Annotated in this window: 24 protein-coding genes and 1 pseudogene; 10 read left to right on the top strand and 15 right to left on the bottom strand. The window is 64.3% G+C overall.

Going from position 1 to position 26,515, the window contains the following annotated elements; genetic code table 11:
* Positions 1-2 precede the first annotated feature (2 nt).
* The 4 genes from X730_RS152095 to X730_RS152080 form a co-directional block, all read right to left on the bottom strand.
* Positions 3-1,076 (bottom strand): ABC transporter ATP-binding protein, encoded by a 1,074-nt coding sequence (locus X730_RS152095; RefSeq protein WP_023826298.1) that lies wholly within the window; start codon positions 1,074-1,076, stop codon positions 3-5.
* The gene (locus X730_RS152090; protein ID WP_023672946.1) at positions 1,073-1,864 is read right to left on the bottom strand and encodes an ABC transporter permease; all 792 of its coding nucleotides are present in this window, start codon (positions 1,862-1,864) and stop codon (positions 1,073-1,075) included. The genes X730_RS152095 and X730_RS152090 overlap by 4 nt, the downstream gene beginning before the upstream one ends.
* A 186-nt stretch (positions 1,865-2,050) precedes the next feature.
* The gene (locus X730_RS152085; protein WP_023672945.1) at positions 2,051-2,893 is read right to left on the bottom strand and encodes an ABC transporter permease; all 843 of its coding nucleotides are present in this window, start codon (positions 2,891-2,893) and stop codon (positions 2,051-2,053) included.
* A gap of 94 nt (positions 2,894-2,987) precedes the next feature.
* Positions 2,988-4,052, bottom strand: coding sequence for a spermidine/putrescine ABC transporter substrate-binding protein (locus X730_RS152080; protein WP_023826299.1), 1,065 nt, complete (start codon positions 4,050-4,052; stop codon positions 2,988-2,990).
* A gap of 234 nt (positions 4,053-4,286) precedes the next feature.
* Between X730_RS152080 and X730_RS152075 the strand changes: the two genes are divergently transcribed.
* The 5 genes from X730_RS152075 to ggt are packed head-to-tail and all read left to right on the top strand — an operon-like array spanning position 4,287 to position 10,842.
* Entirely contained in the window at positions 4,287-5,225 is a 939-nt protein-coding gene (locus X730_RS152075) for a GntR family transcriptional regulator (protein ID WP_023826300.1), read from the top strand.
* 10 nt (positions 5,226-5,235) lie between these two features.
* Positions 5,236-6,513: a glycosyltransferase gene (locus X730_RS152070; protein WP_023826301.1), complete on the top strand. Its 1,278-nt coding sequence runs from the start codon at positions 5,236-5,238 to the stop codon at positions 6,511-6,513.
* Positions 6,514-6,527: 14 nt separating this feature from the next.
* The gene (locus tag X730_RS152065) at positions 6,528-7,910 is read left to right on the top strand and encodes a glutamine synthetase family protein (RefSeq protein ID WP_023826302.1); all 1,383 of its coding nucleotides are present in this window, start codon (positions 6,528-6,530) and stop codon (positions 7,908-7,910) included.
* A 2-nt stretch (positions 7,911-7,912) separates the two neighbouring features.
* Positions 7,913-9,214 carry an FAD-binding oxidoreductase gene (locus X730_RS152060; RefSeq protein WP_023743079.1) on the top strand — a complete coding sequence of 434 codons (1,302 nt, stop codon included), beginning with the start codon at positions 7,913-7,915 and terminating at the stop codon, positions 9,212-9,214.
* A 41-nt stretch (positions 9,215-9,255) separates the two neighbouring features.
* The gene (gene ggt / locus X730_RS152055; protein WP_023704262.1) at positions 9,256-10,842 is read left to right on the top strand and encodes a gamma-glutamyltransferase; all 1,587 of its coding nucleotides are present in this window, start codon (positions 9,256-9,258) and stop codon (positions 10,840-10,842) included.
* Between the two features lie 22 nt (positions 10,843-10,864).
* Here ggt and X730_RS1000000167520 read toward each other — a convergent pair whose 3' ends face one another.
* The 5 genes from X730_RS1000000167520 to X730_RS152035 form a co-directional block, all read right to left on the bottom strand.
* On the bottom strand, positions 10,865-11,029 hold the full coding sequence (locus X730_RS1000000167520) for a hypothetical protein (protein ID WP_023701459.1): 165 nt from the start codon (positions 11,027-11,029) through the stop codon (positions 10,865-10,867).
* Positions 11,026-12,081, bottom strand: a complete 1,056-nt coding sequence (locus tag X730_RS152050; protein ID WP_023743081.1) for an ABC transporter ATP-binding protein — start codon at positions 12,079-12,081, stop codon at positions 11,026-11,028. The genes X730_RS1000000167520 and X730_RS152050 overlap by 4 nt, the downstream gene beginning before the upstream one ends.
* Positions 12,082-12,092: 11 nt before the next feature.
* Positions 12,093-12,926: a carbohydrate ABC transporter permease gene (locus X730_RS152045; RefSeq protein WP_031196887.1), complete on the bottom strand. Its 834-nt coding sequence runs from the start codon at positions 12,924-12,926 to the stop codon at positions 12,093-12,095.
* Between the two features lie 10 nt (positions 12,927-12,936).
* Positions 12,937-13,866, bottom strand: a complete 930-nt coding sequence (locus X730_RS152040; protein ID WP_155922446.1) for a sugar ABC transporter permease — start codon at positions 13,864-13,866, stop codon at positions 12,937-12,939.
* Positions 13,867-13,933: 67 nt separating this feature from the next.
* Complete coding sequence (locus tag X730_RS152035; protein ID WP_023826303.1) at positions 13,934-15,247, bottom strand: sugar ABC transporter substrate-binding protein; 1,314 nt, start codon at positions 15,245-15,247, stop codon at positions 13,934-13,936.
* Between the two features lie 237 nt (positions 15,248-15,484).
* Between X730_RS152035 and X730_RS152030 the strand changes: the two genes are divergently transcribed.
* The 5 genes from X730_RS152030 to X730_RS152010 are packed head-to-tail and all read left to right on the top strand — an operon-like array spanning position 15,485 to position 20,522.
* Positions 15,485-16,162: a 4-hydroxythreonine-4-phosphate dehydrogenase gene (locus X730_RS152030; RefSeq protein ID WP_023743084.1), complete on the top strand. Its 678-nt coding sequence runs from the start codon at positions 15,485-15,487 to the stop codon at positions 16,160-16,162.
* Positions 16,162-17,619, top strand: coding sequence for an FGGY family carbohydrate kinase (locus tag X730_RS152025; RefSeq protein ID WP_023754216.1), 1,458 nt, complete (start codon positions 16,162-16,164; stop codon positions 17,617-17,619). Before X730_RS152030 ends, X730_RS152025 begins: the two co-directional genes overlap by 1 nt.
* A 14-nt stretch (positions 17,620-17,633) precedes the next feature.
* Positions 17,634-18,926 (top strand): iron-containing alcohol dehydrogenase, encoded by a 1,293-nt coding sequence (locus tag X730_RS152020; protein ID WP_081731567.1) that lies wholly within the window; start codon positions 17,634-17,636, stop codon positions 18,924-18,926.
* A 7-nt stretch (positions 18,927-18,933) separates the two neighbouring features.
* Complete coding sequence (locus tag X730_RS152015; protein ID WP_023692036.1) at positions 18,934-19,737, top strand: HAD-IIB family hydrolase; 804 nt, start codon at positions 18,934-18,936, stop codon at positions 19,735-19,737.
* 2 nt (positions 19,738-19,739) lie between these two features.
* Positions 19,740-20,522 carry a DeoR/GlpR family DNA-binding transcription regulator gene (locus tag X730_RS152010; RefSeq protein WP_023686645.1) on the top strand — a complete coding sequence of 261 codons (783 nt, stop codon included), beginning with the start codon at positions 19,740-19,742 and terminating at the stop codon, positions 20,520-20,522.
* Between the two features lie 10 nt (positions 20,523-20,532).
* Here the strand turns inward: X730_RS152010 and X730_RS152005 are convergent, their stop codons facing one another.
* The 6 genes and pseudogenes from X730_RS152005 to X730_RS151985 form a co-directional block, all read right to left on the bottom strand.
* Positions 20,533-21,042, bottom strand: coding sequence for an L-2-amino-thiazoline-4-carboxylic acid hydrolase (locus X730_RS152005; protein WP_023704257.1), 510 nt, complete (start codon positions 21,040-21,042; stop codon positions 20,533-20,535).
* Positions 21,039-21,810, bottom strand: a pseudogene (locus tag X730_RS01000000164440) (ATP-binding cassette domain-containing protein). The gene X730_RS152005 and the pseudogene X730_RS01000000164440 overlap by 4 nt, the downstream one beginning before the upstream one ends.
* Positions 21,807-22,808 (bottom strand): ABC transporter ATP-binding protein, encoded by a 1,002-nt coding sequence (locus tag X730_RS152000; RefSeq protein ID WP_023826305.1) that lies wholly within the window; start codon positions 22,806-22,808, stop codon positions 21,807-21,809. The pseudogene X730_RS01000000164440 and the gene X730_RS152000 overlap by 4 nt, the downstream one beginning before the upstream one ends.
* Entirely contained in the window at positions 22,805-23,689 is an 885-nt protein-coding gene (locus X730_RS151995; RefSeq protein WP_023826306.1) for an ABC transporter permease, read from the bottom strand. Before X730_RS151995 ends, X730_RS152000 begins: the two co-directional genes overlap by 4 nt.
* Positions 23,686-24,672 carry an ABC transporter permease gene (locus tag X730_RS151990; RefSeq protein WP_023826307.1) on the bottom strand — a complete coding sequence of 329 codons (987 nt, stop codon included), beginning with the start codon at positions 24,670-24,672 and terminating at the stop codon, positions 23,686-23,688. Before X730_RS151990 ends, X730_RS151995 begins: the two co-directional genes overlap by 4 nt.
* Positions 24,673-24,782: 110 nt before the next feature.
* On the bottom strand, positions 24,783-26,387 hold the full coding sequence (locus tag X730_RS151985; RefSeq protein ID WP_081731578.1) for an ABC transporter substrate-binding protein: 1,605 nt from the start codon (positions 26,385-26,387) through the stop codon (positions 24,783-24,785).
* Positions 26,388-26,515: the final 128 nt, after the last annotated feature.

The raw sequence follows: 26,515 nt of genomic DNA on the forward strand, positions 1-26,515 counted from the left end.
TCCTATTCCTGAAAAATTCTGACATCGGCGGCGTCCCAGCCGAGTTCGACCTGATCGCCCGACGAGACCGGCCGGCGGTCGGCGGCATCGGCGGTGACGCGCACCAGAAATGGTTTTGGCGACAGAGGCGTGCGGACATGCAGCTGCAGGTCGAGCCCGTGATAGGCCAGCGCCTCAACCGTGCCGGCGATGCGGTTGGCGGTCTCGGCTGACGGGAACAGCCGGATGCGCTCGGGTCGCACCGAAGCGACAGCGGAATCGCCGGGTGTGAGCTTGGCGGGAACCTTGCCGGTGATGCGCGCGCCGTTCGCGGCGATCACGCCATCCGCAGACATCTTGCCCGGTACGAAATTCATCACGCCGATGAAGTCGGCGACGAAACGGTCGGTGGGATGCTCGTAGATCACGTGCGGCGTGTCGCATTGCAGCAGCTGGCCGTCCTTGAGCACCGCCATGCGGTCGGCCATGACGAGTGACTCTTCCTGGTCGTGGGTGACGATGACGAAGGTGATGCCGACTTCGTGCTGCAGGCGCTTCAGCTCCATCTGCATGGCGCCGCGCAGTTTCTTGTCCAGCGCGCCCAGCGGTTCGTCGAGCAGCAGCAACCGAGGCCGTTTGACCAGCGCGCGGGCGAGCGCGACGCGCTGCTTCTGGCCACCCGACAATTGCTCAGGCTTACGGTCGGCGAAGGGGACAAGCTCGGTGGTGGCCAGAATGGCCTCGACGCGGGAACGGATTTCAGCTTTCGGCAAGCGCTCCATCTCCAGCCCGTAGGAGACATTGGCGCGCACGCTCATATGCGGGAACAGCGCGTAGGACTGGAACATCAGATTGACCGGCCGCTTGTTGGGCGGGGTCCGGGCGATGTCTTTGCCATCGAGCAGTATGCGGCCGTCGGTTGGCGTCTCGAAGCCGGCCAGCATGCGCAGCAGCGTGGTCTTGCCGCAGCCGGAGGGTCCAAGCAGCGCGAAGAACTCGTTTTCGCGGATGTCGAGCGAGATGCCGTCGACGGCGGTGACCCGGCCGAACTTCTTCGAAACGTTATCAATGGCCAGCAGCGTGCGCGGTTCGCTCATTGGCCGATGATCCCACGGTTGAGCCGCTGCGACAGGGTCAGCGCGGTGATGGATACCGCCATGACGATGGTCGCCAGCGCGTTGATCTCCGGCGTGATGCCGAAGCGGATCATGGCGTAGATCTGCATAGGCAGCGTCGTCGAGGCGCGGCCGGCACCGGCGGTGAAGAAGGCGATGATGAACTCGTCGACCGAGAGCGTGAAGGCAAGCAGAGCGCCGGCAATCACTGCCGGCGCGATGACCGGCAATGTCACACGCCGGAAGGTGGTCAGAGCCGAGGCGCCGAGGTCGGCGGAGGCCTCGACGATCGACCAGTCGAAACTCTTTAGCCTTGCGCGCACCACCGAGCAGACGAAGGCGAGGTTGAAGACGACATGGGCGAGGATGATGGTGTGCAGGCCCATGGTCAGGTTTAGCATGGAGAAGAACGACAGCAGAGCGATCGCCAGGACGATGTCGGGGATGATCATCGGTGCGAAGATCAGCGCCTCGAGACCCCTGCCGTATTGCCGGCGCATCTCGATGCCGATGGCCAGCAGCGTGCCGAGCAGCGTGGCGATGGCCGTGGAGACCAACGCCACGATCAGCGTGTTGAGCGCAGCGGAAAGGATGGCGGAATTGCCGGCCAGCGAGGCATACCATTTCAGCGAAAAGCCCGACCATGCCGTCGGCAATCCGCCTTCGTTGAAGGACAGCGCCACCAGCACGGCGATGGGGATGTAGAGGAAGGCGAAGACGAGGGTGAGGATCGTCCGCATGCCGAGCGTACGGGTGAAGGAATGGGTCATCGCCGGCCTCCGACAATTGGAAGGCAAGCGAACGACCAGAGTCCTTCTCCCTGTTCACGGGTAGAAGATACCGGCAGGCAGATGAGGGGCAGCGCTGAGCGTCGCAAAGGTTGACGCCGCCCCTCATCCGCCCCTTCGGGGCACCTTCTCCCGGTGAACGGGGAGAAGGCAAGAATTGCGCAGCGCTCAGCCATCGGCGTCACCCTTTGCCTCAGCCGCACGCCCCGCGGCGCGGTCGGCGGCGAGCGCCTGCGCCATCAGCACCAGAAGCATGATGGCGATCAGCGCCATGGCGAGCGCTGCGCCGAACGGCCAGTCATTGGCAGTCAGGAACTGGTCGTAAACGAGGTTGCCGATCATCTGGAAGCGGCCGCCACCGAGCAGCGCCGGGGTGACGAAATTGCCGATCGACAGCACGAAGACGAAGACAGCACCCGCAGCGATGCCGGGCACGGTCAGCGGCAGGATGACACGTCGGAAAGTGGTGGCAGCGGAGGCGCCGAGATCGCGCGATGCCTCGGCCAGTTCCGGGTTGAGGCGCGACAGCGGCGCGTAGCAGGCGAGGATGACGAAGGGCAGATAGTTGTAGACGAGGCCCGCGATGACCGAGCCTTCGGTATAGAGCATCGAGGGCGGTTCGCCGGTGTAGCCGAACCAGCGCAGCAACTGGGTGATCAGCCCTTCGCGGTTCAGCAGCACGATCCAGGCATAGGTGCGGATCAGATAGTTGGACCAGAACGGCAGCACGGCGAAGAACAGGAAAATTGGCTGCCACCGGCGCGGTGCGGCCGCGATCGCATAGGCTGCGGCATAGCCAATCACCACCGCAATCAAGGTCGCGGTGCCGGCGATACGTGCTGAGTTGAGGAAGATGCCGGCATAGAGCGGGTCGAAGACCAACCCGAAATTTTCCAGCGTCAAAGTGTAGTCGATGCCGCCATAGACGCCGCGCCGGAAGAAGGCGAGCGCCAGCACCAGGGCGCATGGCACCACCATCAGCGCGGTCAGCCAGACCAGCGCCGGGGCCATCAGCAGAGAGGAACGAAGTCGGGTCTGGGACAATTTCTCGGGTACCGCTCAGGGCCGGCGGCAGAAGTGCTGCCGGCCGTGAAGTCTGCGCCGCTTACTGCGCGGCCTTGATCTCGCTGACGATCTTGGAATAGTCGCGCTGGGCTTCGCCGACGTCACGCAACTGCTCGAACTTGACGAGATCGGCCACCGGCATCGCCATGTTGGGGAATTTGGCCAGGAAGTCGGCCGGCAGGCTTTCCATCGCCGGCTTGTTCGGCACCTTGTAGTCGATGTTCTGCGCCGCCCAGGCGTGGTTCTTGGCGTCGAGCATGAAGTTGATGAACTTGAAGGCGTCGTCCTTGTGCTCGGACGCCTTCATCACCACCATCGTGTCGACCCACAGGTCCGAACCTTCTTTAGGGATGACGTATTTGATCTCCGGCTTGTCGGCGATGCCGTAATTGCACCAGCCGTTCCAGGCCTGCACCATCAGCGCCTCGCCGGAAACCAGCTTGGAATAGAAGGTGGTGTCGTCATAGGCGAGCAGGGTCTTCTTGGCGGAGATCAAGAGGTCCTTGACCTCGGCCATCTTGGCCGGGTCGGTCTCGTTGACCGAATAGCCCTTGTCGAGCTGCCCGGCGGCCAGCAGCCAGCGATCGGTCGCCAGCATGGTGGTCTTGCCCTTCATCTCGTCGGAAGGGGCGAGCAGGTCGCTCCAGCTCGTGGGCGCCGTCTTGACAAGGTCAGAGCGGTAGCAGAGGCCCGTCGTGCCCCAGGTGTAAGGCACGGAGAAAGCGTTGCCGACATCGTGCGGCAGCTTGGTCGCTTCGGGATAGAGGTTGGCGAGGTTGGGGATCTTGGCATGGTCGATCGGCTCGGTCAGGCCAAGCTTGTTTAATACTTCGGCGAAGGGCGAGGAGACGAAGACCACGTCATAGCCCTTGCCGCCGGCGGCAATCAGCTTGCCCATGATCTCTTCATTGGTGGCGTGCACCACCACTTCGCCGGCAACGCCGGTGGCGGTCTTGAAAGCGGCCATGGCGTCGGGTGCCATGTACCCATCCCAGTTCGAAATAACGAGGTCGGCTGCGGCGGCCGGCACCGAGAGCGTCAGGGCGAGACCGAGAGCGATTGAGGATGTATTGAGCGCACGGCGCCGCAGGCTGGTAGCGGTCATGGCAGTCTCCCATTCGGTTTGATCGTCGAAATCATTTGCCGGACCAAGGCCGGCGACGCGCGCGCCTGCCTTGATCCTGTTCCCTCGGTCTTTTCTCGCCGATTGTGCCGACAGTACTATTGCAGAAAAAAGTACGTCAATCCATAATCTGTCAACGACGGAGGAATTTGGCCGATTGTCCCTGTTCCGGCGATCAGCCAGACCAATGCGCCACATTCGCATTCGAGAAAAGTCATGCAAGCCGTAGCCAGACGACCTCGCACCAACCATCTCGATCTGGCGCAGCGCATCCTGGATGTGGCGCGGCAGCGTGGCTTCGAGCCTGGCGCCCGCCTGCCCGAACAGCAGATCGCCTCGCTGTGCAATGTCTCGCGCACGCCCGTACGCGCCGCACTCGGCCTGCTCGCGGAACGGGGCGTGGTGCGCTGGGAGGCCGACAGCGGTTATCATCTGACGGTCGACCTCGCCGCCCAGCCCGCCATTGCCGCCGAACTACCCAGTGCGGAGGAAGACGAGCTCGCCGAAGCCATCCTGCGCGACCGCTCGGCGCGACGGTTGGACCAGACGGTGACCATCGCGGGGCTGATGCGACGCTACGACGCTGATCGCAAGACGGTACTAAAAGCACTTAACAAACTGACCGACGAGAATCTTCTGGATCGTGCGCCTGGGCAATCCTGGTTGTTTCGCCGCGCGCCGGACGATCCGGAGGCGCAAGGCGAAAGCTACGAGTTCCGCCTGGTGCTGGAGCCGGCGGCCATCCTGACGCCAGGCTTTCGGCTGGACGGGGCGCGGGCAGCAATGTTGCGGCAAGGCATGGAAGCGCTTGCAGCGCTGCCGGACGAGACATTCGACACGCGCGAGTTCCAGCGGCTGGACATGGATTTTCATGGCATGATCGCCGAGGGCTGCGCCAACCGTTTTGTGTCGGATGCATTGGCCGATCATCTCCGCCTGCGCCGGCTGCCGGGCATCTATTCCGGCGTCAACGTGTTTCGGCTGCGGCAATCGTTGCGCGATCACTCGGGCATACTCGACTATCTTGAAAGCCGGCAGTATGAGGTGGCTGCCGATCTGCTTCGCATCCACCTGCGGCTCTCCCGCAGCCAGCGACCGCAAGCAGCCAGCCGCGGAGCTCCCGCACTGTTCGGCATGATCAGCCGGCCGGATTGAAGAGGAATAATTGACGCGTAAAGCCAGCCCGACCATCGCGCTGTTTCCCGAAGCCAGTTTCGGCGCCGCGTTGAATTGCGTCGGTATCGCACAGGCATTGCGCGCACGGGGCGCTCGCCCCGTCTTCATCTGCCATGCCGGCTTCTCCGGCGTCTTTACCGACTATGGCTTCCAGGAATACCATCTGCCGACGGATGAGCCGCTGAGCGACAGCGACCGCCAGAGCTATTGGCAGGCCTTCGTGCGCCGGCACCTGCCGCATTTCCGGCTGAGCCCGATCGACCAGCTCGAGACCTATGTCGCGCCGACCTGGCAAGCGATCGTCGACACCGCCGTCAACGCCGAGGCGCCGCTGCGCCAATTGCTGGCGCGGCTGAAGCCGGACGCGGTGGTGCTCGACAACGTCATCATGTTCCCGGCGATCGCCGCCGCCGGCTGCCCGTGGGTGCGCGTCGTCTCCTGTGCCGAGACGGAACTGCCGGATGCCGAGGTGCCGCCCTATCTCTCGGGGATGGGTGCCGACGACCCGCAACGTGCGGCGTTCGAAGCGCGCTATCTCGCGGCCTCCGCACCCGCGCATGAGTGCTTCAACCGTTTTCGCGCGGATGCCGGCCTGGCGCCGTTGCCCAAGGGCCTGTTCCTCGAGACATCACCCGACCTCAATCTGCTGCTGACGCCAGCGATCGTACGGCGTGAGCGGGCCGAGCCGCTCGACCCCAAACGCTTTGTCTATCTCGAAGGCTGCGTGCGTTCGGAAGGGCCATTCGAGGTGCCGGTGTTTCCGCGCAATTGCGGGCCGCTGGTCTATGTCAGCTTCGGCAGCCTCGGCGCGATGGATGTCGGGCTGATCGAGCGCATGCTCGCCGTCTTCGACAGGCTGCCGGCGCGCTTCATCGTCAATGCCGGCGGCCTGCGCGACGCCTATCGCGCGGTGCCGGACAATGTCTATCTCGACGCTTGGTTTCCGCAGCCTTCGGTGGTGGCGAAGTCGGACCTGTTTATTCATCACGGAGGAAACAACAGTTTTTGCGAGGCGCTGCGCTTCGGCGTGCCGTCGCTGATCATGCCCTATTGCTGGGACGGACATGACAATGCGCAACGCGCGGGAGAGACGGGCGTGGGCGACCATATCGGCCGCGACGCCTGGACCGAAGGGGGATTGGAGAGAGCCATTCTCGGCCTGCTGGCCGACGATGCGATGCGCGCCCGCCTCAGGGACAATGCTGCCAAGATGGCGCTGACCCCTGGAACGGATGTGGCCGCGCAAGCCATACTCTCTCTCTCATAGGTACGTGAACCAAAATGCAGGACAAAAATACCAACACCGCTCTCTTCACCGGCAACGATCCCAAGGCCTGGCTCGCCCAGCACGGCATCACGGAGGTCGAGTGCCTGGTGCCCGACATGAATGGCGTGCTGCGCGGCAAGGCGCTGCCGACAGCAAAATTCCTCAAGGCGCTGGAAGACCGCGCACTCTACCTGCCGAGCAGCGCTTTCCTGGTCAGCATCGATGGCCGCTACTCCGGTTCGATCGACGAAGGCTTTGCCTATCAAGACCCGGATATGCGCATGGTGCCTGATATGTCGACGCTGTGCCTGGCGCCGGGCGGTGGCCCTGGCAAAGCCTATGTCTTCGCCGACGCCTTCCACATGGAAGGCAAGCCCTGGATGGCCTCGCCACGACATGTGCTGCGCGCCGTGCTCGATCTCTACCGGAAGCGCGGTTGGCGCGCGGTGGTGGCGCCGGAAATCGAATTCTATCTGACCGCGCCCAATCCGAATCCCGACCAGCCGCTGACGGCACCGGTTGGCGCCAATGGCCGCGCCGAGGGCTCGCAGCATCCCTATGACATGGTGGCGCTGGAAGAATTCGAGCCGGTGATAAGGCGCGTCTATGATTATGCCGCAGCCGCCGGCCTGCCGCTCGACACGCTGATCCATGAGTCCGGCACCGCGCAGCTGGAGATCAATCTCTTGCACGGCGACGCGGTGCCGCTCGCCGACCAGGTGCTGCTGTTCAAGCGGCTGACTCGCCAGGCGGCGCAGCAGAGCGGCATGCACGCGACCTTCATGGCCAAGCCGATCGCGGCGCAGGCGGGAAGCTCGATGCATCTGCACATGTCTGTCGTCGATGAAACGACAGGCGCCGAGCTGTTTGCCGACAGAGATGATGCAGACACCGAAATGTTCGGCCATTTCATCGGCGGCCTGCAGAAATATGTGCCCGAGATCATGCCGCTGTTCGCACCCAACGTGAACTCGTTCCGCCGCATCCGGCCGAACCACAGCGCGCCGGCCAACATCGAATGGTCGCATGACAACCGCTCCTGCGGCCTGCGCGTGCCGGCAGGTGGCCGCGCCGCCCGGCGGGTAGAGAACCGCTTGCCGGGTGCGGATTGCAATCCCTATCTGGCGATCGCCGGTTCGCTGCTTGCCGGCTATCTCGGCGTCGAGCAGAAGCTGGCGCGCTCGGCTGAGGCCTCGGGCAATGCCTACAGGATCAAAAGCACGCTGCCGAAAACGATGGAGGAGGCGCTTGATCGTTTCACTGCTTGCGAGCCGGTGCGGGCATTGCTCGGCGAGGATTTTTTCCAGACCTATCTGCGCGTCAAGAGCGTCGAACTCGACCTGTTCCAAAGCGTGGTGACGAGTTGGGAACGCGACCATTTGCTGCTGAAGGTGTGATCATGGCCTCCGGCTCAACGGGTTTCAATTCGGGCCTCGATATCGGCAAATCCTACTATGTCGCCACCGCCAATCCGGCGCCGGACCATCCGGCGCTGGTGGGAGATGTCGGCGCCGATCTGGTGGTGGTCGGCGGCGGCTGCACCGGCCTGTCGGCCGCCCTTCATGCCGCCGAGCGCGGCCTGAAGGTGGTGCTGCTCGAAGGCGGCAAGATCGGCTGGGGCGCGTCGGGCCGCAATGGCGGCCAGATGATCCCCGGCCTGCGCAAAGGCGCCAAGGGGCTGGTCAAGCTCTACGGCCCCGAGCGGGCGAAGGCGCTGTTCGACCTCGCCTTCGAGGCGCGGGGCCTGGTGCTCGACATCATCGAGCGCCACACCATCGACTGCGATCTGCGGCTGACCGGCCATCTCGTCGGTGCCGTTAATGGCTCCGACCTCAGGGATCTCGAAGACGAGGCCAAATGCCTCGAGAGCGTGATGAAGTTCCACGACGTCGAGATCCTGTCGGCGGCGCAGGCACGCGGCAAGGTGGACACGCCCTATCATGGCGCCATGTATGAGCCGCTTGGCGGCCATATGCATCCGCTGAACTACACGCTCGGCCTTGCCCGTGCCGCCGTGGCGGCCGGTGTCGTCATCCATGAAAATTCCGTCGCGGTAAAGCTGGAGCGCGAGCCTTCGATCCGGGTCTCGACGGCGCAGGGGTCGGTAAGGGCCAAACATGTCGTGCTGGCCGGCGACGCGTTGCTGCATGGGCTGGAGCCGCGCGTCAACAGCCGCATCATGCCGGTCGGCAACTACATCGTCGCCACCGAACCGCTGGAGGGCAAACACAATGTCATCCCGGCCAATGTCGCGGTGTCCGACACGCGCTTCGTCGTCAACTACTACCGCATGTCGGCGGACGGTCGGCTGCTGTTCGGCGGCGGCGAGCGCTACACGCCATCGCCGCCGGCCGACATTGCCGGCTTCGTGCGGCCGCACATGGAGGCCACCTTCCTGCAATTGAAGGGCTGCCGCATCGATCATGCCTGGGGCGGCCTGGTGTCGGTGACCACGTCGCGGCTGCCGCATGTCGGGCACTATGGCGAGGTCTATTTCGCGCATGGCTATTCCGGCAAGGGCGTCATCCTGTCAACGCTGTCGGGCAAGCTCTTGGCCGAAGCGATTACGGGCGACGCCTCGCGGCTGGACCTGTTCTCGACGCTGACGCCGATGCCGTTCCCGGGCGGTACGGCGCTGCGGGGCCCGCTCTATGTGCTGGGGATGTTGTGGTACGCCATGCGCGACCGCATCAAGCATTGAAGGCTGCGGCCGGCGGGCGCGAAATCATTGGAGGCGATTGCATGCGTGATTTTCAGTCCCCCGGACGCTCGCCAGTTCGCGCGACAGAAGCGATGGCGGCGACATCGCATCCGCTGGCGACGCTGGCCGCCATCGACATGCTGCGCTCCGGCGGCAATGCCATGGATGCCGCTGTGTGCGCTGCGGCGGTGCAAGGCGTCGTCGAGCCGCAATCGACCGGCATCGCCGGCGACTGTTTTGTGCTCTACAGTCCCAAAGGCGAGGGCGATGTTCTCGCTTTCAACGGCTCGGGGCGTTCGCCCGCTGCGGCAACCGCCGAATGGTATCTGGAGCGGGGGCATTGCGAACTGCCTGCGGCCGGACCGCATGCCGTCACCATACCAGGCGCCATCGATGCATGGTGCCGGCTACTCGAGGACCACGGAAAAAAGGGCATCGACGCCGCGCTGGCGCCAGCCATTCGCTATGCCGAACAAGGCTATGTCGTTCATGATCGCGTCGCCTTCGACTGGGCCGACGAGGTCGCCCTGCTCTCAGCCGATGAACATGCCGCGCGCATATTCCTGCCCGAGGGAAGGGCGCCGCAAGCCGGCGATGTGCATCGGCAGCCGCACTTGGCGGACACCTTGCGCATCATCTCCAACCGAGGCCGTGCAGGGTTTTATGAAGGTGAAGTCGCGGACGATCTGGTGGAACGTCTTCGCGCGCTGGGCGGGCTGCATGCATTGGAGGATTTCGCCGAGACCCAAGGCGACTACGTCACGTCGGTGAATACGTCCTATCGCGGCTACGATATCCATCAGATGCCACCGAACAATCAGGGCATGACGGCGCTGATCATGCTGAATGTGCTTTCGGGCTTCAGCCTTGGTTCGTTGGAGCCGAACAGTGCCCAGCGGCTGCATCTCGAGATCGAAGCCGGCCGGCTTGCCTACCAGGACCGCGATACTTTCATCGGCGACCAGGATTTCGTCCAGGTCCCCGTCGAACAACTGCTGTCGGCAGCTTATGCGGAGCGGCTGCGCGCCGCCATCGATCCGGCCCTCGCCATGACGCATCTGCCGCGGCTTGAGCTGCCGCGCAGCGACACCGTCTATATCTCCGTGGTCGACCGCGACCGCAATGCAGTCAGCTTCATCAACTCGACCTTCGGTTCCTTCGGCAGCGGCGTCGTCGGTCCCAAGACAGGCGTCGTGCTGCAGAATCGCGGCAGCAGTTTTCGCCTCACGGAAGGCCATCCAAATCGTATCGCGCCGCGAAAGCGACCGATGCACACCATCATGCCTGGCATGGCGACGCGAGGGGGTAAGGTGGTGATGCCGTTCGGGGTGATGGGCGGCGGCTACCAGCCGTTCGGCCATGTCCATCTGTTGACCAACATGATCGATTTCGGGATGGACCCGCAGCAGGCACTGGATGCGCCACGGGTGTTCTACAAGGACAATGCCGTGCTGGCCGAGCGCGGGATTCCGGCTGAGGCGATCGCCGGCCTGCGTCAGCGCGGTCATCAGGTTTCGATCGCCGAGGAGCCGCATGGCGGCGGCCAGCTGGTGCTGATCGATTGGGAAAAGGGCACGCTCACCGGTGCCTCCGATCCTCGCAAGGACGGTTGTGCGCTGGGCTACTGATCTGCGTTGCTGGAATGCGCATTCAGAACCAGATCAGCCAGACAAGCTGCAGGGTTACCAGTGCAATGGCGTCCCAGAAGATGAGTTCGCCTGTCGAGAACCAGCGCCGCGACCGGTTGAAGCTGTAGAACAGCCACCAGACCAAGGCTGCGGCGGCCAGCGGCACCAAAGCGAGCAGCGTGCTCACGGCAGCCGCGCTCCCGACACAGCATCGAATGTGTGCAGCGCTGCCGGCGGAAAGCGTAGATAAAGCGGCTGGCCGGGATCGAAAGCGCGATCGTCATTCACGGTCCTGACGATCAGCGCGTTGGCCTCGCTATTGGCGAAGATCAGCACGTCCGGCTCGACCGGTTCGACGACGTCGACGGCAAACAGGATGGCGTCGCCGGCAGTCGCGTCGACAAGCTGGATCTGCTCCGGGCGAATGCCGAGCACGATGGGACCATCAGGCTTTCCCGGAAGCGGGCAAGTGAAACCGCTGGCGTGGAAGACGCCGGCGCGGACATCGCCATCGAACGTGTTCATCGCTGGACGGCCGATGAATTCGGCGATGAAGCGATTGGCAGGCCGCCGATAGATCTCGCGCGGGTCGTCGTACTGGATCAGTGCGCCTTCGCGCAATACCGCGACCCTGGTCGCCAGCGTCATCGCCTCTTCCTGGTCGTGGGTGACGAAGACGAAGGTCTTTTTCAGCTCGCGATGCAGACGCTTCAGCTCGGTGCGCATGTGGAGCCGCAACAAGGCGTCGAGATTGGACAGCGGCTCGTCCATCAGACAGAGGCTCGGCTGCCAGACGAGTGCGCGGGCCACAGCCACGCGCTGCGCTTGGCCGCCCGACAATTGCGAAGGGCGGCGGTCGAGGTAGCGGGTTATTTCCAAGAGTTCGGCCATGGCGCGCACGCAGCGGTCGAGCTCGGCGGCCGGCATTTTTCGGATGCGCAAGGGATAGGCGATGTTCTCGTAGACGCTCTTATGGCTGTAGAGCGCATAGTTCTGGAACACCATGCCCATGCCGCGCAGGCGCGGCGGCAGGTCGGTGACATCGCGACCCTCGACCATGATGCGGCCGGCCGTGGGACGTTCAAGGCCGGCAAGCAGCCGGCAGGCTGTCGTCTTGCCGGAACCAGAGGGCCCGAGCAGAACCAGGAATTCGCCGGGCTCGAAAGCAAGATCGAGCGCCTGCAGCGCCACCGTCCCGTCGGGGAAAGCCTTGGTGACGCCGTCGAAAACAATTGCCATGCGAGATCCCTTCAACCCTTGACCGCGCCGAAGGTGAGGCCGCGCACGAGCTGTTTCTGGACAAGGAAAGTGAAAAGCACGATCGGCAGCGTCGCCACGATGGCGACCGCCGCGACTTGGCCCCATAGCGTGCCATGCGGCGTCACCAGCCCCGGTATGCCGACGGTCAGCGGCCGCCCGTCGAAGGCGACGAGTATGAAGGCATAGAGGAACTCGTTCCACGACAGGATGAAGCAGAGCACCGCTGTGGCGCCCATGCCGGGTGCGGCCAGCGGCGCGACGACGAAGAAGAATGCGCCGAGCCGCGAGCGGCCGTCCATCATCGCGGCTTCGTCGATCTCCCTGGGGATTTCGGCGAAGAAGCCGCGCATCATCCAGACGACGAGCGACAGGTTGAAGGAGGTGTGGGCGATCACAACGGCGTAGATGGTGTCGATCAGGCCAAGCGAGGTGAAGAACAGGAACAGCGGCACGGCGATCGAGATCGGCGGCGCCATGCGCGTGGTCAGGAAGAAGAAGAACAGGTCTTCCTTGCCGGGGAAATTGGAGCGGGCAAAGCCATAGGCAGCCGGCGCGCCGATGACGATGCAGAGCACCGTAGACGACACCGAGATCAGCACCGAGTTGATTGCCAGCGGCCAGTATTCCTTGTCGATGAAGACGGCGGGATAGTTGGCAAGCGTCGGTGAAAAAATCCATTTCGGCACAGAAGACAGAAGATCGACGCGGTTCTTGAACGACGCCAGCACCATCCAGACGTAAGGCGTCAGCGCGACCACGACGGCGACGAGCAACACCGACCAGGCAAAGCTTTTCCAGGCGCGGTTGGTGGACTGATCGATCATCGCCGCGCCCTCAAAACGCCGCCGCCTGCTTGCGGCTCGACCAGTAGACGGCCTTGTAAAAGACGGAGCACAGGATCAGCACGACGAGATAGATCATGAAGGCGACCGCGGCGCCGTAGCCGAGGTCCCAGTTGCGGAAGTTGACGCGGTAGGCATAGATCGACACCAGTTCGGTCAGCGTTCCGGGACCGCCGCCGGTCATCAGGAAAACCTTGTCGAACTCCTTGAAGGCATCGATGCCGCGCAGCAATAGCACCAGCGCGATGACGGGCCGCAGCAGCGGCAGCATGACATCGCGAAAGATCTGAAACGGTTTTGCGCCATCCATCATCGCCGCCTCGAACGGCGCGCGCGGCAGGCTCATCATGCCGGCGAGCATGATCAGGGTGACGAAAGGCGTCCACTGCCAGACATCGATGGCGACGATGGTCGGAAACACCAGGTCGGGTGCCGAAAGCACCGCCGAATTCTGCGCCAGCAGGCCGACCTTGCGCATGTAGAAGGTGAGCATGCCGAAATCGCCCTGCAACAGCAGCCGCCAGATCAGCCCGACGGCGACCGGCGCAATCATCATCGGGATGAGCAGCAGTGTGGTGAGAAGCCGCTGGCTGGCGACGAAGCGGAAGATCAGGAAGGCCAGCGCAAAGCCGAGCAGGAATTCCAGGCCGACGGCGATGATGACGAATTTCAGCGTCAGCAGGAACGATGCCCAGAAGAATGGGTCGTTGCGCATCAGCTTGCGGAAATTGTCGAAACCGACGAAGGCGCCGGCATGGCTGGCGTCGGCGAAGCTGAGGTCGGTCAGCGCGGTGTAGACCATGTAGTAGAACGGGCCGACCAGGAAGACGACGACGAGCAGCGTCGCCGGCAGCATCAAGAGCGGCCCCACCCCACGGTCGAGAAGCGGCATTCCGCGCGGCGATGGAGTGCGGTTCGTCACGGGCGTTTCCTGCGGACAAGAACGGCTACCCGCTTGTGCGGGTAGCCTCTGCGCGACATCTCAAGGCCTATCGTGCCGGATAGGTCATGGGTGCGCAAGAACCGAGCAGTGTCGAGATGTCGGTGGCGGCGGTGTCGAGGGCGGCCTGCGCCTCCTTTTCGCCGGCGAGGTAGGATGACAGTTCGCGCACCAGTATGTCGGTCATCTCGGCCGATTGCGGCAGCGTCGCCTTCGGCACCGCATGCTCGTTGGCCTCCATCGACGCCTTGGCGTAGGGCAGTTTCTGCACCTCCGCCGAGGCATAGACATCGGGCCGGCCCGAGGCGCCGCCATTGAGATGCTGCTCGAGCTGGCGGTCATAGCCCATCATCCACTGGACGAAGAGGAATGCGGCCTGCTGGTTCTTCGAATAGACCGGGATCAGATAGGTCCAGCCCTCGACCTGGCCGATCTTGCCGCCGTCGCCTTGCGGCACGAGATCGAAGCCAACCTTGCCGACCACGGTGGAGGCCGTGGTGTCGACCGATACGGCATAGGTTGCGTCGTTCCACATGATCAGCTCGGCGACCTTGGCTTGCTGCATCAGCGCCATGACATCATCCCAGAAATAGTTGAGGCTGTCCGGCGGCGAGAATTGCAGCAGGCTCTTGTAATATTCGAGCGAGGCGACGGCCTTGGGGCTGTTGACGATGACCGGGCCGCAGGCCGAGCCGCTCTTCACGTCGAGCACGTCGCCGCCGAAGGAATAAAGGAAGTTGAGCCACTCATACCACAGCGCCTCGTGGCGCTTGCCCTGCAGGGCGGTGCCGTAAAAGCCCTGGTCGGGGCGATAGAACCATTCGGCGATATCGCGATATTGCTTCCAGTCCTTGGCGGGAGCGAGGTCGTAGCCATACTTGGCCTTGAAGCCTGCCTGCTCCTTGGGATCGGCGAGCAGGTCCGAGCGATACCACATGAACATGTTGAGCACTGTGAAGGGGAAGCCGTACTCCTTGCCGTCATACCAGGAGATTTCGTGCCAGGCGGTCTGGTAGAGCTGCTTCTCCGGCTCGAAGCTCGGATCGCGCAAAGCCGGGTCGGCCATCATCTTGGCGATTTCGACCAGATGGTTGTTGGTGGCGAACTTGCCGAGTTCGCGATGCGGCTGGATGATGACGTCGTAGCGGCCGCGGTGCGAGTTGAGATCGAGCTGCACCTTGTTGACGGCTTCCGAGTGCTCGTACATCTCGACTTCGACATGGATGCCGGTCTGTTTTTCAAACTCCGGCGCCATCTTCTTCAGCGCTTCGAGCGGCGGCAGCGCCTCGCCGACCATGCGGATGGTCTGGCCGCTATAGGGTTTCGACGCCTCTTTCAGATCCCACGCGGCCGCTTGTGTCACTTGCCACGTCAGGGGCCACACAAATACGGCTGCGACGAGCAGTCTGGACGCAGTACGTCTCAGCGGCTTGAGCATTCTTCCCTCTCCCTAGAAGTCGTGCCTGGCGGGCTGGCGCCCGTTCTGTCATAAAATGTGTGGTACTGCAAATCAAAATGTGGCACCTTGCAACAAATGGCTGGGAGGTGTTAACAGACCGGCAGCAAACCGGCTTTCCCGACCAGGCGAGGGACCTTTCGGATGGACTTCATCTTCATGCTGACGCGCAACGATCGCACGGTCGAGGACTGTCTCGACCTGGTCGAATTGATTGAGCCGGTCGGCCTGAAGCATGTCGGCTTCAAGGATATTGGCGTCGCGCCGGATGTGCTGCGCAAGCTCGCTGTCGCCATTGGCCGGACAGGCGCCACCACTTACATGGAAGTTGTCTCGACGACGGCTGAGGCCTGCCTTAATTCCGCGCGCATCGCCAGGGATCTCGGCGTCCGGCGCCTGCTCGGTGGAACCCAGGTCGACGAGATCATGGCGTTGCTGGAGGGGAGCGGCACCGAATACTACCCTTTTCCGGGTCGGCCGGTCGGCCATCCGACCAAGCTCGGCGGTTCGGCCGAGGATGTCGAGGCCGACTGCCGCGCCTTCGCCGAGAAGGGTTGTGCGGGATGCGACATCCTCGCCTATCGCGCCACCGAGGCCGACCCGGCCGAACTGGTGCGCGCAGCCCGGCGCGGGCTTGGTCCGTCGCGGCATCTGATCGTCGCCGGCGCCGTGGCATCAGCCGATCGGATCAAGGCGATCAAGCTGGCCGGCGCCAACGCTTTTACCATTGGCACAGCGGTGTTCGACGGTTCCTATTCGCCGACGAAAGGTTCTATCCTCTCGCAACTGCGGGATGTTCTCGCGGATTGCGAGCGTGTCTAATGCCAGTCATCGGCATCGATCTCGGCACACAAAGCCTGAAGGCGATCGTTGTCGATGACGAATTGCGGCTGCGTGGCGAGGCCGCTGTGTTGTACCAGCCGGCCTTCCCGGCGCCCGGCTGGGCCGAACAGAATCCGGCGCTGTGGCTGGCGGCGCTCAAGCCGGCCATTGCCGGCGCGCTCGACAAGGCTGGGCTTGCGCCGTCCGACATCAAGGGCATTGCCATTGCCGGCCAACTCGACGGCTGTGTTGCGGTCGACAGCAGCGGCCAGGCCCTGACGCCGTGCATCATCTGGATGGATCGGCGCGCGGCGGCAGAGATCGCCGCCATCGATCCGGACTTCATCCGCGAGCGCACCGGTCTCGTTCTGGACGCCACGCATATGGCGGCGAAAATCCGCTGGGCCGCGCGCAACCTGCCCGAAGCGCGCCGAGTGGCGCTCTGGCATCAACCGGTATCATTCGTGGTCGCAGCGTTGTGCGGTCGTGCCGTCATCGATCACGCGCTGGCCTCGACGACCATGCTCTATGGGCTGAAGGAGCACAACTATGCCGGCGATCTGCTGGCGGCCTTCGACATCGATGCAGATAAATTGCCCGGCATCGACGATGCATCTGAGATCGCCGGCGCCTTGACGCACGCCGGCGCCGAGCTCACCGGTCTGCCTGTGAGCACGCCGCTGGCGGTCGGCACCGGCGATGATTTTTCGGCCGCCATAGGCGCCGGGGTCGTCGTGCCCGGTGTCGTCGCCTGCAATCTCGGCACGGCCGAAGTGGTCGGCGCGGTGTCCGGCACGCTTCGCCTCGACCCCGGCGGCCTGGTCGAGACCCATGGCTTTCTCGGCGACGGCTATTTCATCTCCAATCCCGGATGGCTCTCGGGCGGCGCGGTGACGTGGTTTCTAACAACCTTCGGCGTCGATTCGCCGGCGGCGATGTCGGAACTGGCGGCGACGGTGGTTGCCGGCAGCGACGATTTGCTGTTCCTGCCGGCCTTGTCCGGTGCCATGGCGCCGCGCTGGATCGCCGAAGCGCGTGCCGCTTTCTACGGCCTGACATCCTTCCACGGCAAAGCGGCCTGCGCTCGCGCAGTGCTGGAAGGCTGCGCCTTCGCCATGCGCGACGTTGTCGACCGGCTGGACGAGCTCGGCATAACAACCGGGCGCATCCGGCTCTCAGGCGGTGGCGCGCGCAGCCGGGTATGGGCGCAAATCCGTGCCGATGTCAGCGGCAGGCCGGTCGAGATCGCGGATGCGGCCGATGCCTCGCCGATCGGTGCTGCAATCCTTGCCGCCGCAGCCATCGGCCTTACCTCCTCAGTGCAGCAGGCGGCTGAAAGGCTGGCCGGCCACATCGAGACGATCGACCCTGATCCTTCCGCCAAGGCCGCCTACGACAGAAGTTACCGCCGGTATCGCACCTTGTTCGATGCCCTGACCCCGCTTCATGCTGACTGACCGGACTGCATCCTATGTCCAGACAAATGCTCGATCGCCTTATTGCCGGCACGCTGCCTGACCCGGATAGCCAGGGAATGCTGTCGGTGCCGCTGAAGACCATCGTCATAGGGCGCGGTCTCGGCGACGAAGCCGATGCGCTGGTCAAGCCGCTGCCGCTCGGCCGCAGGCTCGCCGTTGTCATGGATCCCGACACAAGGCTGGCTCTCGGCGAGAGAGTGTCGATTGCGCTGCGCGGCTCGATCGATGTCGACAAGATCATCCTGCCGCGCCATCCGCATCCCGACATGGACGCCGTGCGATCGGTGATCGCCCGCACGAAAGACGCCAGCGGTCTGGTCGCGGTCGGATCGGGCTCGATCAATGACATCACCAAATATGCCGCCCATCTGACCCAAAAGCCCTATGCGGTGTTCGGCACCGCGCCGTCGATGAACGGCTACACCTCGGTGTCTGCGGCAATCACAGAGGACGGCCTGAAGAAATCGCTGACGGCGAGCCTGCCGGTCGGTGTCTTCCTCGATCTCGATGTCATGGCGCGAGCGCCGCACCGGCTGATCGCTGCCGGCTTCGGCGATTCGATGGCGCGGCCGACCGCGCAGACCGATTGGCTGATGGCGCATCTGTTGCTCGGCACGCCCTACCGGGAGGCGCCGTTCATGCTTCTGGCCGAGGACGAGGAGGCGCTCATCGCCAAGGCCGGCGAACTCGGGACCGGCGACCTTGAGGCGATGGAAGTGCTGGTGCGCACGCTGGTCATGTCCGGTCTCGGCATGACACTGTGCGGCGGCTCTTATCCGGCCAGCCAGGGCGAACATCTGATCGCCCACTATATCGACATGCGGGGCCAGGGATTGCCTGAGACGCATCACGGCGAACACATAGCGGTGACGACGTTGACGATGGCGCGGCTGCAGGAACGCGTGCTGGCGCTGCGGGAGCTGCAGCTCGCGCCGTCCGCCGATACGCCAGACCGCTTCATCGAAATCTTCGGCGAAACGCTCGGACGTTCCTGCTGGGCGGCATTCAAGCCCAAGCTGCTGGACCGCGAACGGGCAAACGCCATCAACACCATGCTGGCCAAGCAATGGCGCTCGCATCGTGAAAGGCTGGTGCGGGTGGCACGCCCGGCGCGCGAGATCGCGGCAGCACTGCGCGCCGCCGGCGCGCCGACCACGCCGCAGGAGGTTGCCATACCGGCTGGCTTCTACGACGAGGCGGTCGCCAATGCCCGGCTGATCCGCGACAGGTTCACCATGCTCGACGTCGCGGCTGCCTCGCTCGAAACGGTTGCGGCGGGAGCCTGAGCGGGTGCTGCGTCCGCTTGCCGACTTCACCGCGCTAGACCGGCGCAACATCGCCGTCGTTCTGACCGATATCGACGACACCTTGACCGACAAGGGACGGCTGCCGGCAAAAGCCTATGCGGCGCTCGAGCGGCTGAAGCAGGCCGGCTTCCTTGTCGCGCCGGTGACCGGCCGCCCTGCCGGCTGGTGCGACCTGATCGCGCGGCAATGGCCGGTCGATGGCGTGATCGGCGAGAACGGCGCTTTCTATTTCCGCTATGACGGCACTGCCAAGCGCATCGTTCGTCACTATGCCAGGAGTGCCGGGGAAAGGCAGGCTGACGCGGCGCGCCTGCGCGAGATCGAACGCGCCGTGCTCGCGGAAATTCCGGGTGCGGCGGTCGCCGCTGACCAGGCCTATCGCGAAGCCGATTTGGCGATCGATTTTCGCGAGGATGTCGCGCCGCTGCCCAAATCTGAAGTGCTGAAGATCGTCGCTATCTTTCAGCGCTATGGAGCGGCGGCGAAAATCTCGTCCATCCATGTCAATGGCTGGTTCGGCAAATACGACAAACTGTCAACAAGCCGGCTATTCTTGCGCGACTGTTTTGGTATAGACATAGACCACGACAAGGACAGCATTGTCTTCGTCGGCGATAGTCCAAACGATGCGCCAATGTTCGGCTTCTTCCCCAACAGCGTCGGTGTCGCTAATGTGCTGGACTTCGCCGGCGAACTTCCGGCATCTCCTGCCTTCGTCACAAGCGGGCGCGGCGCGCAAGGGTTTGCCGAGCTTGCCGACGCACTGATTGCTGCAAAGGGAATGGAATAATCATGGATCAGGGCCGACTGACGAAGAAGGAGCGGCACGCGCTTATCCTTTCGGAAGTGCGCCGGTCGGCGTCCATCCGCATCTCCAAACTTGCACGGCGCATCGGCGTCGCCGGCGAGACCATCCGCCGCGATCTCATCGAACTCGGCGATGCCGGGCTGATCAACCGCACCTATGGCGGTGCGACGATCTCGCTGGTGACATCAGAGCCGGTGATTTCGGAGCGCGGCCTGACCCTGGTCGAGGAGCGCGCCCGCATCGGCCGCGGCGCAGCGGGCCTGGTCCAGAAGGGCCAGATCGTGATGATCGATGGCGGTTCGACCACTTATGAGGTGGCGCGCAACCTTTCGCAGCTGAAGCGCGACCTGACCATCATCACCAATTCCACCGGCGTGGCCTCGGTGGCCGGCGCCAATCCGACCTTCCGCGTGCTGCTTTGCCCCGGGACCTATGACAGCCGCGAAGGCAGCGTGCTTGGCGAAGACACCGTCGAGTTCCTGCGCCGCTACAATGCCGACGTCGCCATTATCGGGGCATCGGGGATAAGCGCCGATGGTCCGAGCGACATGATCTCGGGCGCCGCAGCCGTTAAACGCGCAATGATATCGCGTTCACTGTCGACGGTGCTGGTGGTGACCCACGACAAGTTTGGCCGCAGCAGTCTGGAACGCATCTGCGGGCTCGATGACATTGCCGATATCGTCACCGACAGCGAACCGAAGGCCGACCTGCGCACTGCTGCCGAACAGGCGGGCACGGAGCTGCATGTGTTTGCCGCCGACTGATCAGCATTGGCTATCCGGCGGCATCCCTGTTGGTCAGCGCGATGTGGCAGCAGCCGGGGCCGTGGCCCGGCGTCCAGGTGACATTGTCGAAGCGCACGCCCGTTGCCTCGAACAGACCACGGTCGAAAGCGCCGGCGATGCGGCAGAGCGTGGCGAGTTTTTCATCACCGACACCGGCCTCGACCCAGGCGTCCTTCAGCGGACAACGCTTCACCTTGAAGGCGATGTGGTCCGGCCCGCGCTCGACATCGGTCGGATACATCAGGCCGCCATCCGGGCTGACGGCCAAAAATGCCTCGCCGATGGCCGGCGCGTCGTTAGGTCCGAAACGGGCGAAGGCGGCCGCCGCCACCTCCTTGCCGCGCTGCTCGATGGTGCGGATCATGATCGCCTCGGCCTTTTCCGCGCCGAGTTCGCCGGTCAGCTCGTCGAGAAACAGACGGTAGAGATCGGCGCGGTTGCGGAAGGCGGAATCGAGTTCGCGCGAGAGTTTTTCGGCTCTGGCTTCTGGTTCGGTCATGGTACTTGCCTGCTGCTTCTGTCCAATCTTGGCGCCGCCGCAACCAGCGCCTTGCCGATTGCCGATTGCGGCGCGTCGACTACGTTGCGGGGGTCGCCGCTCTCGGCGATCCGCCCGGCGTTGAGAAGAACGACGCGGTGGGCGATGGCCCGTACGACGCCGAGATCATGCGAAATGAAGAGATAGGCGATCCGTTCCCTGGCTTGCAGGTCGAGCAGCAACTCAAGGATCTGTCCGCGGACCGAAACGTCGAGCGCCGACACCGCCTCGTCGAGCACGATCAGCGACGGTTTGGTCGCGATGGCTCGGGCGATGGCGACGCGCTGGCGCTGGCCGCCGGAGANGCGGGGCGAGATCGGCTGCCAGCCCGACGCGATCCAGCAAGGCAGCAATGCGGGCCGGCCTCTCGGCGCGGGAAGCGATGGCATGGATGCGCAAGGGATCGTCAAGCACGCGAGCCACCGTGGCGCGCGGGTTGAACGCGGCGAGCGGATCCTGGAACACCATTTGCAGGCGCGCGCGCTTGGTGCGCAGGGCCGCACCCTTCAAGAGCAGAAAGTCATCGCCTTCGAATTGGACGGTGCCGGCGTCGGGCTCGATCAACCTAAGCACCAGCCGCGCGATCGTCGACTTGCCGCTGCCGGAGGGCCCGGCCAGCGCCAGCGTCTCGCCGGGTTCGATGGCGAAGGAGACACCGTCGACGGCCGCGATGGCCTTGCCGCCACGACGGTATCGCTTGGTAAGACCGGAGACGGTGAGCAAGTTCATGCCGGCGCCCGTCGTAGCAGCGGATCGGCGTCGAGGCCGAGATGGGCGTTGAGCAGCGTTCGCGTATAGGCATGGCGCGGGGCGTTTATGATTTGCTCCGTCGGGCCGAGTTCGATCAGTTCGGCGTTCCGGAATACAGCGATACGCTCTGCGAGTTCGGCGGCCAGCGCGATGTCGTGGCTGATGAACAGCAGCGTCATGCCGTCCTCCGCCACCAGTTGCCGAATGAGGCTGACGATTTCGGCTTGCACAATGGTGTCCAGCGCGCTGGTCGCCTCATCGGCGATCAGCAGTTTCGGACCGGCTGCAATGGCCGCGGCAACAGCAACGCGCTGCTTCTGGCCGCCGGAGAGCTGGTGCGGGAAAGCACGCATGGCGGTTTGTGGGTCGGGCAGCCGGACACGTTGGAGCAGGGTTTTGGCTTTGGCGTAAGCTTGTGGCCAGTCGAGGCCGAGGTGGGTGCGGGCGACTTCGGCGATCTGTTTGCCGACGGTCATGACGGGGTCGAGGCTGGCGGAGGGGTCCTGGAAGACGAAACCAATGTCGCGACCGGGAAGGGGGAGCGTGCTGGGCTCGGTTAATTTGAGAGGTCGGCGTTCCGTCACACCCCCCTCTGTCCTGCCGGACATCTCCCCCGCAAGGGGGGAGATTGCTCTCTCATCTCCGCCTTCGCCAACCACGAACGTTGCAGAAGGGAAGCCGTGGGCAAAGCTGCTGATCTCCCCCCTTGCGGGGGAGATGTCCGGCAGGACAGAGGGGGGTGGGAAGGATCGCGGCGCCTGAAATTGCCACTTGACATGCCCTTCAATCTTGGCGCTCGCCGGCAGCAGTCCAGCCACCGCCAGCGCCAGCGTGCTCTTGCCCGAACCGCTTTCGCCAATGATCGCCAGCCGCTCGCCGGCAATAACATCCAGGCTGACCCCCTTCAGCGCCGTCACCTCGCTGCCATCTCGCCGATAGCGCACTGACAGATCGCGTATCTCAGCCAGTGCGGTCACGACAGGCTCCTCCGCACCGCCGTCGTTTCGACCACGCCTTCGCCGGTGAGATAGACGCCAAGCACGGTCAGCACCAAGGCGATGCCCGGAACGATCGACAGAAAGGGCGCGGTGCGCAGCACAGTGCGGCCCTCGGCGATCATGCCGCCCCAAGTGACGCGATTGGGGTCGCCGAGACCGAGGAAGGACAGCGCTGCCTCGGTGAGGATCGCGGCGGCCACGATCACCGAGGACAAGGCCAGCACCGGCGGCAACGCGTTGGGCAACACCTCGCGAAAAGCGATCTCAAGCGGATGCATGCCGATGACGCGAGCGCCGGCGACGTAATCGCGCTCGCGGATCGACAGCACTTCGGCGCGCGCTACACGCGCCGGTCCGGTCCAGGCGCCAAGCGCTATTGCCGTGACGACGACGCCGAGCGACGGCCCGACGACGCTGACGAAGGCCAGCGCCAGGAGAAAACTCGGCACGGTCTGGAAGGCATCGGTGATGCGCATCAGCCCCTCGTCCACAAGGCCGCCGGCAAAGCCGGCCAGCGTGCCGACGACCGCGCCGATGAAGAGTGCCGCCGCTGCCGCCGCCAGGCCGACCGCCAGCGAGGTGCGGGCGCCGTGGAACAGTTCGGCCAGCACGTCACGGCCGAGCCGGTCGGTGCCGAGCGGCAGCGACCAGTCCTGGAAGGGCGGCAGCAGTGCTGGTCCGGCAATGGCCTGCGGGTCGCCGGGGAAGAGCAGCGACGCAAACAGCGCCATGGCGAACAGAGGCGCCAGGANGCCGGGGAAGAGCAGCGACGCAAACAGCGCCATGGCGAACAGAAGCGCCAGGATGATCGCGCCGGCGACCGCTTCCGGCCGGCGCAGGAACCGCGGCAGCGCGCTCACGCGCTGGCCTCGCCGGCGCCGACGCGCGGGTCGAGGAAGGCGTAGGCGATGTCGACGGCAAGGTTGACGGCAATGACGAGGACGGCGCTGGTGAGGATGATGCCGAGCAGCAGCGGCGTGTCGCGCGAAGCGACCGCTTCCTGCGCCAGCCGGCCGAGCCCGGGCACGGCAAAGACGCTTTCGATGACGACGCTGCCGCCCAGCATCTGCGCCGATTGCAGGCCGAGCATGGTGACCAGCGGCAAGAGCGCGTTGCGGGCGACATGGGCGAGCACGATGCGGCGGCGTGACAGCCCCCTGGCGCGGGCGGCGAGCACAAAATCCTGCCGCCACGCCTCGGCCATGCCGGCGCGCATCATGCGCAGATAGAGCGCGAGATAGATGAAGCCGAGCGCGGAAACCGGCAGGACGAGGTGGACGGCGATGTCGGTGGCGCGGTCAAAACCGGTCTTGTCCGAGGCCAGGCTCTCGATGCCGCCGATCGGCAGCCAGCGCAGGTCGACGGCAAAGACGACGATCAGCACCAGGCCAAGCCAGAAACCCGGCACGGCATAAAGCGCCAGCGAGCCGATCGACAGGAAGCAGTCGCGAAAGCTGCCGGGTCTGGCGCCGGCGTAGATGCCGAGCGCCGAGCCCAAACCGAAGGAGAGCGCGGTGGCGGTCACCATCAGGAGCAGTGTCGTCGGCAGGCGTTCCAGGATAACATCGCGAATTGGCCGCGAGAAGGTAACGGACTGGCCGAGGTCGAAATGCAGCAGCGCCCAGAGATAGTTCGCGAGCCGTGTCAGCTCGGACTGGTCGAGGCCCCAGCGATGACGCAGCAATTCGATCATGCCGGCGTCGCCGCCGGTCGAGACGATGTAGGCGTCGACCGCGTCACCGGGGGCAGCTTCCAGGAGGAGGAATGTGCCGATGATGACGATCAGCAGCACGAAGATGCTGCCGACGAGGCGACGGCGGATGAGGGTGAGGGCGCGGGTCATGGGAAAGGCATAGCGCTGCGCCAGTCGGGAGAGGTGCGGTGTGACGAAACGCGGCCCTACGCCATGCCTTCACACCAATTTCTTTGCGAACTTTCATCCGCGCAAATGTGTCACGATTCCAGATAGGTGTCCGCCCAGTTCGACGCCGCCCATCGCGGGTTGTTGGCGATGTTGCCCACGGTATCGCGCGCGACGCTGATGAAGCTCCATTCGGCGACGTTGATCAGCGGCAGGTCCGCCGCGACCTGTTTCTGGAATTCCTTGTAGAGGTCGGTGCGCGCTGACGTATCCAGCGTCTCCGAAGCCTTGGCGATCAGCGCGTCGAGCGCGGCGTTCTTGTAGCCGCCCTGGTTGGAGAACGGCACGCCGTCGGGAATGCCGCTCTGCACCAGGATGGTGGTCGAGATCGCCGGGTCGCCGCGGAACACCGGCGGGCCGACGGCGAGGTCGAAGGTGTGGTCGGTGTAGACGGCCTTGATGTGCGCGGCCGAGTCGTTGTTGACGATCACGGCGTCGATGCCGATTGCCGCCAGCGCCTGGCGCAGATAGTCGCCGAACTGCTTCGTCTCGTTGAAATAGGGTGCCGGCAGGAGTTTCAGCGCAAAACGCTTGCCGTCATCGGCGCGCTTGTACCCCGCGTCGTCGAGCAAGGCGTTGGCCTTGGCGACGTCGAATGGATAGATCGGCACGTCGGCAGTGTAGAATTGCGGATCGTTCTTCGGCACCGGGCCGGTGGCGGTGGCGGCATAGCCGAGGAACACCGTCTTGACGACGAAGTCCTTGTCGATGGCATGCGCGATCGCCTGGCGGACCTTCACGTCGGCCAGTTCCTTGCGACGATGGTTGATCTCGACGACGAGCTGATAGGTCAGCCCTTCATAGCCCTTGGAGATCACCTTCAGGCCCGGCACCTTGGAGATGCGGTCGAGATCGGCGAGCGGCACGGCGGAGAAGGCGGCGAGCTGGATCTCTTCGGCCTCGAGCGCCGCTGCAGCCGACGTGCGGTCGGGCAGCACCTGATAGATGATCTCGTCGAGATACGGCTCGTCCTTGGCCCAGTAATCGGCATTCCTGGTCAGCTTGTAATACTGGCCGGCCTTGTATTCGCCGAACTCGAACGGTCCCGTGCCGATGGGCGCGTTGTTGGCCGGGTTGTCCTCGATCTTGCCGACTTCGTAGATATGTTTCGGCACCACGCTCGACAGCGCCGGCAAGGCGTTGCGGATCAGCTGGAACGGCGTCGGCTTGGCGAATTTGAACACGGCGGTTAGATCGTCAGGGGTGTCGACGCTGGCCAGATCCTTGAACACGGTGCGGCCGAGATTTTGCAGCGGCTTCCAGATCTGCAGCGCCGAGAAGGCGACGTCGGCCGAGGTGAACGGCTTGCCGTCATGCCACTTGACGCCGTCGCGCAGTTTGAAGGTCACCGACAGCCCGTCGGCAGCACCTTCCCAGGAGAGCGCAAGGCGCGGTTCCAGTCCGTCCTTGCCTTCGAACGAGGCTTCGGCCAGCGTTTCGACGATCTTGCTGGAGATGAAGAAGACGCCGTTGGAGGCGACGATGGCCGGATTGAGGTTGCGCGGCTCGGAATCGGCGGCAAGCACGAGGCGGCCGCCCTTCTTCGGCGTCTGCGCCCAGCTGAATGTGGGCATGGCGGTGGAGGCCAGCAGTAAAACTGAGCCGCCAAGCAGCGTGCGTCTGGAAATATCCGACATGATCAACCTCCGTCCTCTCCGCGACCAGATGGGCGCACCCCTCGAAGCTGGCGGCACCCGCCAGCATCCTCGCGGCGATTATGGCCCTTGCCAAGGGTTTCGCCAGAGACGGAATTGGCGCATCTTTG

Origin of the sequence: Mesorhizobium sp. L103C131B0, assembly GCF_000502275.1 — a bacterium.
Classification (GTDB): domain Bacteria; phylum Pseudomonadota; class Alphaproteobacteria; order Rhizobiales; family Rhizobiaceae; genus Mesorhizobium.